Annotated in this window: 11 protein-coding genes; 4 read left to right on the top strand and 7 right to left on the bottom strand. The window is 64.9% G+C overall.

Features of this window, described 5'->3' with window-relative positions:
- Positions 1 to 74: 74 nt before the first annotated feature.
- The gene (locus tag GB927_RS03720) at positions 75 to 1,100 is read right to left on the bottom strand and encodes an ABC transporter substrate-binding protein (protein ID WP_256115232.1); all 1,026 of its coding nucleotides are present in this window, start codon (positions 1,098 to 1,100) and stop codon (positions 75 to 77) included.
- 118 nt (positions 1,101 to 1,218) lie between these two features.
- Complete coding sequence (locus GB927_RS03715; RefSeq protein WP_256115231.1) at positions 1,219 to 2,241, bottom strand: ABC transporter substrate-binding protein; 1,023 nt, start codon at positions 2,239 to 2,241, stop codon at positions 1,219 to 1,221.
- Between the two features lie 220 nt (positions 2,242 to 2,461).
- Between GB927_RS03715 and GB927_RS03710 the strand changes: the two genes are divergently transcribed.
- From GB927_RS03710 to GB927_RS03700, 3 genes are all read left to right on the top strand, one after another.
- Positions 2,462 to 3,202: a response regulator gene (locus tag GB927_RS03710; RefSeq protein WP_256115230.1), complete on the top strand. Its 741-nt coding sequence runs from the start codon at positions 2,462 to 2,464 to the stop codon at positions 3,200 to 3,202.
- The gene (locus tag GB927_RS03705) at positions 3,199 to 5,295 is read left to right on the top strand and encodes an ATP-binding protein (RefSeq protein WP_256115229.1); all 2,097 of its coding nucleotides are present in this window, start codon (positions 3,199 to 3,201) and stop codon (positions 5,293 to 5,295) included. Before GB927_RS03710 ends, GB927_RS03705 begins: the two co-directional genes overlap by 4 nt.
- Before the next feature lie 330 nt (positions 5,296 to 5,625).
- Positions 5,626 to 7,362 (top strand): ABC transporter ATP-binding protein/permease, encoded by a 1,737-nt coding sequence (locus GB927_RS03700; RefSeq protein WP_256115228.1) that lies wholly within the window; start codon positions 5,626 to 5,628, stop codon positions 7,360 to 7,362.
- A gap of 9 nt (positions 7,363 to 7,371) precedes the next feature.
- Here GB927_RS03700 and GB927_RS03695 read toward each other — a convergent pair whose 3' ends face one another.
- The 5 genes from GB927_RS03695 to GB927_RS03675 are packed head-to-tail and all read right to left on the bottom strand — an operon-like array spanning position 7,372 to position 14,364.
- Complete coding sequence (locus GB927_RS03695) at positions 7,372 to 8,880, bottom strand: mercuric reductase (RefSeq protein ID WP_256115227.1); 1,509 nt, start codon at positions 8,878 to 8,880, stop codon at positions 7,372 to 7,374.
- A 2-nt stretch (positions 8,881 to 8,882) separates the two neighbouring features.
- Positions 8,883 to 10,172 carry a glucoamylase family protein gene (locus GB927_RS03690; RefSeq protein ID WP_256115226.1) on the bottom strand — a complete coding sequence of 430 codons (1,290 nt, stop codon included), beginning with the start codon at positions 10,170 to 10,172 and terminating at the stop codon, positions 8,883 to 8,885.
- 32 nt (positions 10,173 to 10,204) lie between these two features.
- Positions 10,205 to 10,882, bottom strand: coding sequence for an ROK family protein (locus GB927_RS03685; protein ID WP_256115419.1), 678 nt, complete (start codon positions 10,880 to 10,882; stop codon positions 10,205 to 10,207).
- Between the two features lie 14 nt (positions 10,883 to 10,896).
- Positions 10,897 to 11,898 (bottom strand): phosphogluconate dehydrogenase (NAD(+)-dependent, decarboxylating), encoded by a 1,002-nt coding sequence (gene gnd / locus GB927_RS03680; protein ID WP_256115225.1) that lies wholly within the window; start codon positions 11,896 to 11,898, stop codon positions 10,897 to 10,899.
- A 51-nt stretch (positions 11,899 to 11,949) separates the two neighbouring features.
- Positions 11,950 to 14,364: a glucan 1,4-alpha-glucosidase gene (locus GB927_RS03675; protein WP_256115224.1), complete on the bottom strand. Its 2,415-nt coding sequence runs from the start codon at positions 14,362 to 14,364 to the stop codon at positions 11,950 to 11,952.
- A 154-nt stretch (positions 14,365 to 14,518) separates the two neighbouring features.
- Here GB927_RS03675 and GB927_RS03670 point away from each other — a divergent pair, with 154 nt between their 5' ends.
- Positions 14,519 to 14,869: a EutQ-related cupin domain-containing protein gene (locus tag GB927_RS03670; protein ID WP_256115223.1), complete on the top strand. Its 351-nt coding sequence runs from the start codon at positions 14,519 to 14,521 to the stop codon at positions 14,867 to 14,869.
- The last annotated feature ends 5 nt before the right edge of the window (positions 14,870 to 14,874 follow it).

The raw sequence follows: 14,874 nt of genomic DNA, 5'->3' as shown, positions 1-14,874 counted from the left end.
CGCTTAGAGCAATTCCAGCAAAAGCGCGTCGCGGTTTTGCGTCCGGAATTGCGTGAAAACAAAGAGATAGAGCGTCAGTTGGCGACCGCGCCGACTTCACGATCCCAACGCTCCAGCAGCGCCTTGCGCTTTTCCGGGTCGCCATAGGTCTTGAAGTCGTAGTCGATCAGCTTGATGTCCTCGAAGCGCGGGGCTTCCTTGGGGATTTCAGCGTTCTTGTTGGACGGAAGCTGGAAGGACTTGGCATCCTTCATGCGCGACTGGACTTCCGCGCTCAGCGCCCAGTCGTACCAGATCTTGGCATTGTCGAGGTTGCGGGCGCCCTTGATGATCGACATGGAGCCGATTTCGTAGCCGGTGCCCTCGCAGGGCGTGATCGACTTGACCGGGAAGCCTTCCGACGTCTGCGCCACCGCATCGTGCACGAAGACGATGCCAAGCGCCGTCTCGCCGCGCGCCGCCGCCTTGACGGGTGCCGAGCCGGACTTGGTGTATTGCGAGATGTTGTCGTTGAGCTTCTTGAGGTAGTCGAAGGCCGGGTCCTCGCCCATGATCTGCACGAGGGAGGCGAGCGCCGTATAGGCGGTGCCCGACGAATTCGGATTGGCGATCTGGATTTCGCCCTTCAGTTCCGGTGCCAGCAGGTCGGCCCAGCAGACCGGCTCCTTGAAGCCCTTCGACTTGAAGATCTCCGTGTTGTAGCCCCAGCCGAGCGCACCGGCATAGACGCCGACCGTCTTGTAGCCGGAGCTTTCCGCCTGGCTCTTCGCCCAGTCATTCAACTCGTCGAGCTTCGGCGACTTGTATTCCAGCGTCAGATTTTCAGAGGCGGCCTGAAGATGCGGGTCGCCGGTGCCAGCCCACCAGATATCCGTCTTCGGGTTGCGGGCTTCGGCACGCACCTTGGCATAGGTCTCGCCGGAGGACAGGCGAACCATGTTCACCTTGATGTCGCTGTGCGACTTCTCGAAATCGCCCTTCATCTGCTCGCAGATGACGACGTCCGCCGAGCAGATGAGGTTGAGTTCGCCGGCCGCCTGTGCCGGCAGGGCGGCAAGTGCCGTGCCAGCGAAGAGCATGAGGGAAAGGGTCTTTTTCATGGGGGCATCCTCCTGTTGCCTGGTTTTGGATTTTTGGCGCGAACGAGACATGGCGCGGCCATCGGCCTGCCTGTGAGCGGCGCGTTCACGAAATTCGGATCGTGGTTGGTGTTGGCGGTTAGTTCGTCGCGGATATCACCGCGTCGAACCGTTCGAGCAGCCGACTTCGTTCTTCCGGGGAGCCGAAGGTGGCGAAGTCGTAGTCCACCATCTTGATGAGCGAGATATCGGGAGCCGCCAGCGGCAGGGCCGATTTCGCATTGGACGGCACTTGGTTCTGGCCCGAGGCCGCGCCCGTGCCCTGTCCCTCCGGGCTCAGTGCAAAATCGACGAAGCGTTTCGCCTCTTCGATATGCTGTGCACCCTTGACGATGCTGACGGCGCCGATCTCATACCCCGTGCCCTCGCAGGGCGCGACGATGATCAGGGGCGAACCCGCCTGCTTCTGCGTAACGGCATCATGCATGAAGGAAATGCCGATCAGCGTTTCGCCGCGTGCGGCCGCCTTGACCGGGGCGGAACCCGCCGTCGTGTACTGGTCGATATTGCGATTGAGGGCGGCGAGATAGCGGAAGGCTTCCTCCTCGCCGAAGAGCTGCACCAGCGTCGCGAGCGTCGTGAAGGCGGTGCCGGAAGAGTTCGGATTGCCGCTCCGGATGCGGCCGCGATAGGCGATGTCCGTCAGGTCCTTCCAGCAGGTCGGCGCCGGCAGCTTCAGTTCGCGCAGCAGATCGGCATTGTAGGCAAAGCCGAGCGCCCCGGCATAGATGCCGGCGGAGCGGCCGCCGGACATGGCGAAAAAGTTCTGCGCCCAGGGCAGCATGTCGCGTTCGTGCGCCGGCTGGTAGGGTTCCAGCAGGTCTTCCGATCCGCCCTGCAAATGGGTATCACCCGTCCCGCCCCACCAGACATCGACGGTCGGGGCGGCCTTTTCGGCGCGGATCTGGTTGAGGATATCGCCGGTGCTCTTGCGGGTCATCGAAATGTCGAGGCCGGTCTTTGCCTCATAGGCCGTCTTCATCGCGGCGCACCACGCCTCGTCGACACCGCACAAGACGGTGAGCGATGCGGCTGCCGTGCCGGCCGTGGCGCTCATGAGCCACAAAGCCACGCCCGCACTGAAAGCGGTGATGCCTTTCACGATGTTCCTCCCTTTGGAACGACGAACGTCCCAATCTCCGCAGTCAGGATGTCACATCTGTCGCTCGCTGCAATCGAAGAATGGTTACCGTTCTTACAGCCTGGCGCACCATCGACCGGGCAAAAATGACAAAGGTTACAAATGTGACAAGGTGCATAACGCGAGCCCGCTTTGAAGATTGTGACAGGCCTGCCTATGATGCGCGCGGGAGGACGTGCATGTGTTGAATGAGAGGATCAGGATTCTGATCGTCGAGGACGATCCGGACATGGCGGAGCTTATCTCCGATCTGGTGGAGGCGGAGGGCTGGACGCCCTTGACCGCGCCATCGGCAGAGGAGGCCATGGGCGTGCTGGCGCGCGAGACCGTGCATCTGGTGCTCGTTGACCATAACCTGCCCGGCACCTCCGGCCGCACCTTCGCGCAGCGCCTGCGCGCGCAGACCAATATCGGCATCGTCATGGTGACGGCGGCGGGCAGTGCCGCGGACCGGGTGCTGGGGCTGGAGACCGCGGCGGACGACTATGTCGTAAAACCCTTCGAGCCGATCGAATTGACGGCACGTATCAAGGCCGTGCTGCGCCGGACGATCCCCTCGCTGAAGCCCGAACGGGAGACTGAGCGCGAGCACGAACCGGCGGCGCTGAAGCTGGGCGACTGGTCGGTCGATTTGAAGAACCGTCGCGCCGTCTGCCTCACCGATCCTGCCAAATCGCTCACCAGCGCCGAATTCGCCCTGCTCGAAATCCTCGCCGAGACACCGAACATACCCGTCAGCCGCGCGCATATTCTCGACCGGCTCGGAGCGGAAAGCGAACGCTACATCGACCGCAATGTCGACGTGCTGGTGCTGCGCCTTCGCCGCAAGATCGAGCGCAATCCGGATCTGCCGCGCCACATCCAGACCCGGCGCGGCAAGGGGTACGTGCTGAGCACGGACGAGGGTGAGCTCTCGCCGTGATCAATCGCCCGTTCCTCTCCTCGATCGCCTTTCGCCTGCCCTTCGCCATCGCCTTCATCTGCGTGCTCGTGTTCAGCCTGGCGACCATCGCGGTCTACGGCCTGCAACGGGCGCGCGAGGAGATGGCGGCCTATGGCCTGCAGGCCTTTTCCAGCCTCGCCAAGGCATCGCTGGTCTCGCGGCAGGTCTCCGACCTCGTGTCGAGCGCGCCCTTCCTGATGAACGCGACGTCGCCCTACCGGGTCTCCAGCGAGAGCCGTGCTGTCGTCGCGCAGGTCGATGTGCTGCTGCGCACCATGCAGCCGGAACGCGAAGGCACGGCGGTAAAAGGCTTTGCCGGCGCGCGCATCGTCGAACTGCTGGAGACCATCCGCACGCAGACGACGATGCTCGCGGCCGACGCGGAAGCCGCCCAGCAGCACAAGGCGGAGGCGGCGGCCGCCCTCGGCGAGATCGCCACGGGCAGCGGCATAACCGAAACCGATTTCCGCCGGCGGCTCAACGGCATCGTGCAGTCGGCCTCCAATTCCGACAGTCTTTTCCAGCTGGGTGAGCTGCGCCGCCGCTATGTCGCCGAAACCGCGCCGCGCCTCGACCGTGCGTCCCCGGATGCGCGGGTTTCCGCGGCCGAGCTCATGCCTTACGAGCGCGTCTTCGAGGCGCAGACCCGCTATCTGCTCGAAATGTTCGCCATCCGCGCCGCCGTGGCGCGGTTGCATTCCGTATCCCGCGATCTTTCGCATGCGACCGAAACCCAGAGCGAGGCCGTCGCCCGCGGCCTCAACGAGGACCTCGTCTCGACCTCCGACGCGCTGAGCCGCCTGCTCGTCATCGTCGCCTTCGCGTCCCTGCTGGTGCTTGTGATGGCGATCTTCTCCATCCGCTCGGTCATGCGCGTCTCGCGCGGCATCGTGGCGCTTTCCACGGGCATGAACGCGCTGGCAGAAGGGCGCAAGGATGTGGATGCCCCGGCCTATAACGGCACGGAGACGGAGCTGGTGCGGCTGCTCGAAGCCTTCCGCGCGTTTCGCGAAAGCGTCGAGCGCGTCTCCCGGCTCCGGCGCACGGCGGAAGCCGCCGCCCGCACCATCCGCTCCACCTTCCGCACCATGAACGAAGGCATTGCGCTGTTCGACCCGCGCGGCCGGCCGATCACCATGAACCGGCGCGTCATCGAGCTTGTCGGCTGGTCGGGCTCGGCGCGAAAACTGCCGCTGCGCAAATTCGTGGCGCCCTTGCCGGAAATCGATCCAGCACTTCTGCCCGCCGAGACCGACGCCGGCCTGCTCGGCGCGCGGTCCGTGCTGCGCCATCGTTCCGAGGCGGGACGGGTGACGGAAGTGTCGCTGTCGCGCCAGCCGGATGGTGGCATCGTGCTCCTGGCGCGCGACATTACCGACCTCGACCGGCAGGAGGCGGAAGCGGCCAGGATCCAGCGCCTCGACGGCATCATGCGCATGACCCACCAGGTGAGCCACGAGGTCGGCAACATGATCGGCATCATCACCGGCAGCCTCGGTCTTCTCGAACGTGAAACCGGTTTCAACGATCGCCAGAAGCGCCATCTCGCCCGCATCCGCAAGGCGGCCGACCGGGGCCGGTCGCTTGCGGGCAGCATGCTGTCCATCGGCAGCCAGCAGCCGATCCATCCCGGCGCGGTGGAGATCGGTGCGCTCTTGCGCGGCATGGCCGATGTGCTGGAGATCGCCATCGGCGAAAACCGCCGCCTGGCCTTCGACATCGCGGACGACCTGCCGACGGTGCAGCTCGACGCCGCCCTCTTCGAGCAGTCGATCCTCAATCTCTGCCTCAACGCCGCCGCCGCCATGCCCGAGGGCGGGACAATCCTCATCCGCTGCATGGGCATCGAAACGGGCATCGCGGTTTCAGTCATCGACGATGGCATCGGCATGTCGGCGGATGCCGTCGACAAGGCCTTCGAGCCCTATTTCACGACGCGCGACGAAGAAGGCGGCGCGGGCCTCGGCCTCGCGGTCGTCTACGGCTTCATGCGCCAGAGCGGCGGCGACGCACGCATTTACTCCACAGTCGGGAAGGGAACGACAGTGGAATTGTTCTTTCCAGCCGCCTGAGCGAACGCAGTTCCTGGCGGAAGGAGACGTCGGGGAATTCTGCATGCGCGATTTCGCCTGTGGTGTAGACGGACGAGCCACGCCGAAGTGCGTGCCGGTGACCGGAAGCAGCCGGCAATGCTGCATCGGCACATTGCCGATTGAATGGACGCTCCCTATGTCGGGCTATAGTCTCGCCGGGGTGTTTCAAAGGAGCTCAACGATGATCCAGGCCGGTGGCGCTCTCGCGGTTCATTCAACGCGTGGTCGAGTCAAGTTTCCTTTGGCTAGAGACAGGCGCAAACCACACGGGAGCGGGTCTTGCGACCCCTCGATACATCGGTGACAGGCATGGCTGATCTGAATCCGGTGCGTGACGGGGCCGAGGAACCGCGACTGCGGCAATATTTGGCGACGATGGCGGCGGCCTTCCACGGCTCTCCGCTTCGCGGCGTCCTGATGCTGCTGGCAGCGGGCATCCTTGCAGTCATTCTTGCCACGGCTTACGGGCAGATTGTCCTCAATCGCTGGAACCAGCCGTTCTACGACGCCCTGCAACAGCGCAACATGCCGGCCTTCCTCGCGCAGTTGCTGGTCTTCTTCGAGATCGCCGGCGCGCTGCTCGTTCTCAACGTCGCGCAGCTCTGGCTCAACCAGATGCTGCACCTGAAGCTCCGGGAAGCGCTGACGCGCGACATGATCGACGAGTGGCTTCGTCCCGGGCGCGCATTCCGCGTGGCGCGGCGGGGGCAGATCGGCATCAATCCCGACCAGCGGCTGCACGAGGATGCGCACCGTTTGAGCGATCTCTCGGTCGATCTGGGCGTCGGCCTGTTGCAGGCGGGCGTCCTGCTCTTGAGCTTCGTCGGTGTTCTCTGGGCGCTGTCCTCGGGCTTCGTCTTCCACCTGTGGGGTTACGCTTTCCTGATCCCCGGCTACATGGTCTGGGCCGCGATCCTCTATTCGGGAACAGCCTCCTGGCTGAGCTGGATGGTCGGCCGCCCGCTGATCGCTCTCAATGGCGACCGCTACGCGCGCGAGGCGGACCTGCGCTCTTCGCTGATGCGGGTGAACGAACAGCTCGCCGCCATCTCGGTCGCCTCCGGCGAGGTGGACGAGGCGCGGCGCCTTCAGCGGGACCTCGCCGCGGTCATGGCCGCAACCCGCCGCATCGTCTTCGCGATGACACGCCTTGCCTGGGTCACGTCGGGTTATGGCTGGGTGACGATCGTTGCGCCGATCATCATCGCCGCGCCGGTCTATTTCGGCGGCGACATGACCTTCGGCGGACTGATGATGGCCGTCGGCGCGTTCAACCAGTTCCACGCCTCGCTGCGATGGTTCGTCGACAATATCGGCTCCATCGCCGACTGGCGCGCGACGCTCGGGCGGGTCGCAGCGTTCCGGCTCGCCCTGATGGATGCCGAGACGGCCGACGGAACGGCGGACCGCATCGCTTTCGTCCCGTCGCCCGATCCCGTCATCGTCCTCGACAATCTGGAAATCGACGTGCCGTCGGGGCCGGTGCGGCTGTCCGAGCCGCATGTCGAGGTTTATCCCGGCGACCGCGTGCTCGTCACCGGAGCCCTGGGCGCCGGCAAGACGCTCCTGACGCACACGATTGCCGGGCTGTGGTTCTGGGGCAGGGGCAGCATCAGCCTGCCGCGCGAGGGTGGCATCGCGTTCGTGGTGCGCGACCCCTACATGCCGGCCGGTACGCTGCGCGCGGCCCTTTGTTATCCACGTGACGCCGACGCCTACTCGACCGAGGAAATCCTGGCCAGCCTGCAACGGGCGGGGCTTGAGCGCCTGTCACCCTCGCTGGATCGCATTGCCCGATGGGAACACGAACTCGGCAACGATGAGCGCCGAATGCTGAGCATCGCGCAACTGCTCCTCCACCGTCCGGGCTGGATTGTGATCGACGATATCGGCGATCTGACCGACGGCGAAAACGGCGAGCGGGTCGCCTCCATCTTCCGCGACGAACTGGCGAGTGCGGCGATCATCGCGATGGGCACGGGAGAAGGGCGCGTCGATCTGTTTTCGCGCACGCTGCGCCTCCTGCCGGTGACGGGCGGCGGATAAGCCGGCCGATCAGGCCGATGCCTCTCCGGCCGTCGCCTGCCGGGCGATCCTGTCGACATCGCGCCGGTAGGCCTGAGCCGCGAGCATGATCGCCCCGGACTGCGCCGGATAGGTGTGGACCACTTCGGCGAGCGCCTTCATGCCGATGCCGGCGCTCATGATGACCGCCATTTCATTGATCATCTCGCTCGCCCGCGAGGCGACGATGGTCGCGCCGAGGATTTTATCGCTGCCCTCCGCGACGTGGATCTTGACGAAGCCGGCCTCCTGCCCGTCCGTGACGGCGCGATCGACATCGGTCATCATCACGGTGTAGCTCCGGATCGGAATGGATTGCCGGCGGGCCTCCCAGACATGCAGGCCGATATGCGCGATCTCGGGGTCGCAGAAGGTGCACCAGGGAATGACCGAGTTATCGTGCCGCTGCCGCCCTTGCATGAGCGCATTCTGGACCGCCATGCGCGCGGAGGATTGCGCGGCGTTGGTGAACTTCAGCGGCAGGCAGACATCGCCGGCGGCGTATATGTCGGGGTTGCTGCTGCACAGGAAATCGTCGACCCTGATGCCGCAGTCGGGATCGAGTGCCACGCCGGCCGCCGCCAGTTCGAGGTCCTCGACATTGGGCAACCGCCCGGCGCAGACGAGGATTTCATCGGCCGCGATCTCGCCTTTCAGATCGTAATTGAGGGTCTCCAGCACCTTGGCATCCCCCTCACGCCGCGCCCCGACGACGGTGGTGTTCAGGCGAATGTCCATGCCGTCGCGCGCCATGGACCAGGACAGGATCTCGGCCGCATCGCGCCCCTCCCGGGGCAGGAATTTCGGACTTTTCTGCACGATCGTCACATGCGAACCCAGCCGGCAGAAGGCCTGCGCCAGTTCGCAGCCGAGCGGCCCCCCGCCGATGACGACAAGACGTTTCGGCAGCGCCGTCATGTCGAAGATCGTCGCGCTTGTGCGGTAATCCATCCGGTCGAGGCCCGGAATATCGGGGATTCTCGGTCGCGCACCCGTGGCGATGAGCGCCTTCCTGAAGGTCAGACGGGTGTCATTGACGACAAGCGCATTCGCGCTGGCAAACCGGGCAGCGCCGAAGAAGATGTCCACGCCAAGGGCCGCGAGTTCATGGACCGAATGATATTCCGCGATCCGCGTCCGTATCCGGCGCATGCGTCCCATCACCGCGGCAAAGTCGAGAACGGGTTCGGCCGGGATGGGCACGCCGAACCCGTCGGTCTCCCGCATGAGGTCATAGGCCAGCGCGCTGCGGATGATCGCCTTCGACGGTACGGACCCCGTGTTCAGCGAGTCTCCGCCCATGCGATCACGCTCGACAAGGGCGACGGAAAAACCCCCCCGCGCCGCGCATTCGGCCGCCGTCAGCCCCGCCGGCCCGGCGCCGACGATGACAAGATCGTAGAGGCTTTTCGGTTCGGGATTGGTCCAGTCCCGCGGCCGCACGCGCCGGAGAAAGAGGCCATCGTCGCCGGGCTTTGCCCGTGGTGCATTGCCTTGCATGTCTATAACCATCCGCCCTTGAACCCGGCCCGCGCGAGGCCGTCACGCACATATGTGCAGCGCCGCATGATTTCCCAGATCAGCCCCGTGCGGTGATTTTCGATCGTCATCGCGAGCAGGCCCTGGTCGAGCCCGTACCAGCCTTCCGAAAGCCACCCCTCCGGACCGCAGCGCAGCGTCGGGTTGAAGCCGCTGGAAAACCGGTCCTCGCGACAGACCTGCGGATAGGTTTCGAGGAGGTGGCGGGTGCCGGCGAGCGCGGCAGCGGGGGCAAAGGGCAGCGTTGCCAGCATCGCCCAGGGCGAGATCGTGCCGTCATCCGGGCCATAAGGCACGCCGCGCGACATGTAGCCGTAGAACCGGCGGTCCCTGCCGCTCTGGCGCAAGGCCGGCACCGATGGGCCATCGCCCGCCGTCACACCCCAGAAATCGCGGCAATAGCCCGCGAATTCGTAGGGATTGCGCTCGCCATAGTCGCGATGGATGGCGATCGTTCTTTTGGTGTTTTCGAAATAGTCGCTGTTCTTCTCGCGCATGAAGGTATCGCGGATACCGCGAAAATCGATCCAGGCATGCGAAAAGAGATGCGTGAAGAGCGGGCCGGAATACAGCACGTTCCGGTCCATGAGGTTCTCCCACTGATAGGTCAGGCTCCATGTCTCGTAGCACTCTGACGTCAGCGGGAAGGTCGGGGAACCAAACCCCAGGACATACAGGATCAGCGCCTCGTTGTAGCCTTCCCAGCCATAGTGGAGAAATCCGCATTCGGGTTTCCAGCCCTGCGAGAGGCCGGCGGTTCCGTTCTGCGCCCAATGCCAGTCGACACGACGGTAAAGCGCGTCGGCATGGTCGCGGATCTCGCTTTCCTCGGTGTTGCCGCCGTCGAAATAGCCCCCTGCCACGAGGATGCCCGCCATCAGCAGTGCGCTATCGACTAGCGACAGTTCGCATTGCCAGACGCGCTTGCCCGTCCTCATGTCGAGAAAGTGGTAGTAGAAACCCTTGTAGCCGGTGGCGTCGGGCGCCTCGCTTTGCGTGCTTAGGGAAAAGAACCGCAGCACCTTGAGCGTGCGGGCGGCCGCCTCGGCGCGCGACATCCACCCGTTCCGCACGGCGACGGGATAACAGGACAGCGCGAAGCCGACGACGGCGATGCTGCAGGGCGATCCCGGGCGGGATGTGTCCGCGACGAGACCGGTATCCTCGTCGGCATAGTCGATCAGGTAGGAAAAGGCCGCGCGCTGAAGCCGGGTGACCAGTGCCTCGTCCGAAAGTAACCTCACGCCGTCCATAAAGCCGTCCTGAAAATGAAGAGTAAAAACCGTTACACGCGCAGGGAAGGGTCCTTCCAGATCCGGAAACCGCCGGTGAAGGCACGGGTGTTGTCGCCACGCAGGCAATTTGGCGGAAGATCAGGGAGATGCTCGACATTGCCGCCGCCGATGACGATATAACCGGGCAACAGAGCGGCCCGCAGGCGCTCCGTTACGGCGAACACCGCTTTGCGCCATTTCTTCTTGCCGCGCTTTTCCAATGCCGGCTCGCCGACATGGTCCTCGAAGGTCTTCCCGTTTTTATAGGGCAGATGGCCGACCTCCATCGCATGGCAGACGTTTTCGATGATCATCGCGGTGCCAAGCCCAGTGCCCAGGCCGAGAAAAAGCATGCGACCGCCCTCGTAGCTGCCGATCGCCTGCATCAGGGCATCGTTGACGACCTTGGCCGGCTTGCCGAAGCCCTTTGCGAAATTGTGGCCCGCCCAGCCGGCGCCCAGATGCATCGGATCTTTGAGAGGTCTGTTGTCCGCGACCGGTCCCGGATAGCCGATGGAGGCCACGTCATAGGACCATCCCTCGGCAAGGGATTTTACCGCCTCCACCATCTGGACCGCGGTCATGGCGGCGCCCGATTCGACACGCCGCTCCTCATCTCCGACGCTGGTCCTGATCTTCACATGCGATCCGCCGACGTCGATCGACAGAACGATCGGATCTTCGGTCATCTCCGGCAATGCGATCAATCCTTCTTCTTCTCGACATGGCCGCCGAAGGCGAAGCGCATGGCGGACAGGAGCTTGTCGGCGAATTCGGATTCGCCTTGCGAACTGAAGCGATCGAAAAGCGCCGAAGAGAGCACCGGCGCTGGCACGCCCGTGTCGATTGCCGCTTTCAGCGTCCAGCGGCCCTCGCCGGAATCCGAGACGCGTCCGCCGAATTTGGCAAGCGCCGGGTCTTCCTTCAGGACGCCCGCCGTCAGGTCGAGCAGCCATGAACCGATCACGCTGCCATGCCGCCATACTTCCGTGACGGCGGCGAGGTCGATGTCGAACTGATAATATTCCGGGTTCTTGAGCGGGCTCGTCTCCGCGTCTGCCTCGCGCTTGCGCTTGCCGGCATTGGCGGCTTTGAGGATGTTGAGGCCTTCGGCATAGGCCGCCATCATGCCGTATTCGATGCCGTTGTGGATCATCTTGACGAAGTGGCCGGCGCCGCTCGGTCCGCAATGCAGATAGCCGGAGGCAGCAGTGCCCGCCGAGGGCGCCGTGCCATCCTCCGCGCCGGGGGCAAGGCTCGCGAAAATGGGGTCCAGATGGCGCACCGCCGCCACCGGGCCGCCGATCATCAGGCAGTAGCCGCGGTCGAGGCCCCAGACGCCGCCGCTGGTGCCGACGTCGACGAAGCTGATGCCCTTCGGTGCAAGCCTGTCGGCAATATCGACGGCGTCCTGGTAGTGGGAGTTGCCGCCGTCGATGATGATGTCACCGGGCTGCATCAGGCCCGCAACCTGGTCGGCGATCCTGCCGGTGATCGCTGCCGGCAGCATCAGCCATACGCAGGCGGGCTTGGAAAGCTTGGCGACGAAATCTTCAAGCGCGTTCGCGCCGGTCGCCCCCTCCGAAGCGAGTGCCGCGACGGCTGCCGGATTGATGTCGTAGACCACGCATTCATGGCCGTCCTTCATCAATCGCCGCACCATGTTGGCGCCCATGCGTCCCAAACCCATCATGCCGATCTGCATAGCAACGTCCTTTCTGGAAGAGGTGGCGTGTCCGCCGGAGGCCTGTCTGTCTTAATCTGGCGCGATGATGATGGCGAAATTCATGCCCTCCCAGCGTGCCGTTTCGACCCAGAGGAAAGTGAACTCGACGCTGGCACCCTCCGCGAGCCCGGAGGTGGGGATTTCGACGACGTGGATGCCGAAGGCATTGCCGCTCGTCGCGCTCTCGTTTGCGGTCGCCCATCCATCCGCGCTCCAGCGGACGGTCGCGGCGGCCAGCAATTCGATCCGCAGCAGCTTGCCCTCAGGGATCGTGCGGATCTTGTTGTTGAAGCGCCAGGACCGGAAGGGCGCGGTGGTCCTGTTCCGGATATAGCGTTCCGGCCCTTGCGGCGGCATGTCGAAAACCTTGCCGTCGCGAAGCGAGCGCAGGAGTTTGATATATTCCGCATGCGCCCAGACCAGCGGCATGGCGCTGCCGGAGGGGCCGCCCCGCCGCAATTCCCGCTCCGGCATGTCGGCGCCGTCCCAGACCTGCTCCGGCAGAAGCCCGCCGGTGCCTGCCGATGCGGCGAAGGTCCCCAGCAGGTCCAGGGCGGATTGCGGGTGGCCAGCGGCGAGTTCGTAATGCGCCCGCTCGCCCGTCAGCAGCGGCCACGGCCTGCCTTGGCCCGTTCCGTCGAAGGGGTCGCCGTTGGCATGCTCGCCGTAGCCGTCGTCGGTGTAGCGATACCAGACCGCCCCTTGCGGAAGGTCGGCGCGAAGATGCGCGTCGATGACCGTCACGGTGTTGACGATCCGCGGGTCGTCCGCCGCCCGCAGCCCGAAACGAACCAGCGCCAGCGCGTCGGGGCTGACGATCAGGTCGGGCGCCCTGTCGGTGTCGTCGGGCGGGCGGTTCTTGATGGGCACGAAACCGTCCTTGGGAGAGGCGGCGTCCGCGAGATCGGCCGGCGCGATGCGGACGTAATAGCCGTCGACGCCGAGTTCGGCGCAGGTGCCGGTGCCGCGGACATAGGTCCATTTCTCGATCTGGTCGTTCCAGCAATCGGCGGTCTGCCGGGCGAAGCGCGCGGCCTCCCCCTTGCCGCAGGTGTCCAGAATGTCCGCGGCGGCGAGCAATGCGGCAATTTCGACGGCGAGCGTGAAGGGTGAGTAGCCGCTGTCCTCTTCCCACCGGTCTTCGCCGGTGATCGGCCCGTTGCGGACGAGGTAGGCGGTGGCGCGTTCCACCATGGGTAGATAGGACGCCAGCGCTTCACCCGAAAGGCAGCCCATGCGGTGCAACCCATCGGCAAGCAACAGGGGAAAGCCGCACTCGTCCATCTGGATGCCGTCCCAGTAGGTCGTTCCGTCGAGCCAGGCGTTTTGCGGCCAGTGGCCGTCGGCTTCCTGTATGGTGCGCAGATAGGCCAGGATCTGGAGCGCATCGTCCGTCAGGCCGGCGGCCAGGAAGCCGCCCGCCGTTTCGACCAGGTCGCGCGGCCAGACGAGGTGATAGCCGCCGAGGTCGTCATCGCCCTTGCTGGAGCCCCAGGGGATCGAGAGGCTTGCAACGGCCGGCCCCGGAAAGCCGAGCGACCGGTGGGTGCCGAGCACGGCGGTGCTGGTGCGATAGAGGTTCGGGCCTTTGTGGCCAGGCCCATCGAGCGGCAACAGGCCCTTCTGCCAGTCACGCCACCCCGCCACATAGGCAGTTGCGGCACTTTCGTAGCCGTCGTTGAGGCTCGCAAGCGCGTTGTAGCCGGCTTCCTCCGGCGTGGGGCCGAAGGACAGGGCGATCACCGCGACGTTGTTATCCGCCGTAAAGCCGATTTCGCCGGTCAGCGCGACATTTCCGTCGCTCGCGTTTTGGTATTGGGGACCGAGCCGTCCCGAGGCCGACAGGCGCCGCCAGCCATCCGAAACGCCGACATAGTCGGCAGAGGCCTCGCGCCACGGCAGGGAGCATGCGAGCGCCAGCGATTGTCCGCGGCCGGAGGCGAAGAGCATGCGCACGCCCTTGTACGCGCCGATCCAGGCGGAATTGCCCATTCCCGCATTGACGAGGTGCGGCGCCAGCAGCGCATAGACCCGGTAGTCTTCGGCCTTGCCCGCCAGCGGCATGAAATGGATCTTTTGCAGCACGGTCGGCCGCTGCGGATCGACGAGGACGCGCTTTTCGATCCGGTAGGCGCCGTCGAGCGCGGTGTTGGTCAGGTGGAAGGCGGGAACGCCATCCTGGAACCAGGCGACATCATGTGCAGCGTGGCGCTTCTCCTCGGAGAAATAACCGTCGTCCCGCGTGACGATCAGGCCGAGATCGCGCGTGCAGGCATGGTCCAGCCGCGGATGATAGACTTCGTTGAGAATGCCGTGGCTGACGGTAAACCAGGTGCGCGAAGCAGCCGAAAGGGCCGTGCCGACGCCGCTCTTCGCGCTGGACGTCCATCGGGCGGCAATCCCCGGCGCGCCCGGTGCCGGCGCCTCGCTGACGGGCTTCTCCAACGTTCCTCCACCCTTTGCCACCGCAACCTGACGGGCGGAGGTCTGGCAACCCGAGTTATGTCGCGTTTTCGCCGCGACGGCAACGGTGCCTGTGGCAATGGCCTTGGCACGTTCATCAACCGCACTACCTCCCAAGAGACAAAGGGAGAGAACGATGAAGGTTCAGAAGTTCAGTATTGCCGACGCGACCCTGGTTCGGTCGCCGGGACAGGATGCGGATATATTCGTCGGGAACCTGGTGGATGAGAGGCACGGCGGGCCGATCACCGTCGGCTATGGCCGCTACGCGCCCGGCCAGACGCTCACCGAGACGATGGCCGTCGATGACGTGATGATTGTTCTGGAAGGCCGGCTTGCCGTTTCCACTGGTGCCGGCACGGTCACGGCGGGGCCGGGCGAGATCGTTTACATGCCCAAGGGCGAAGCGGTGACCATCACGACAGATGGAGAGGGCGCGCTCACCGCCTATGTGACATATCCGCATTGGGCGGAGGTGCACGAATAAGGTAG

Origin of the sequence: Shinella lacus (assembly GCF_010994755.1) — a bacterium.
Classification (GTDB): Bacteria; Pseudomonadota; Alphaproteobacteria; order Rhizobiales; family Rhizobiaceae; genus Shinella; species Shinella lacus.
Note: the sequence above shows the minus strand (reverse complement) of the source record. Positions and strands in the feature narration are given on the sequence as shown.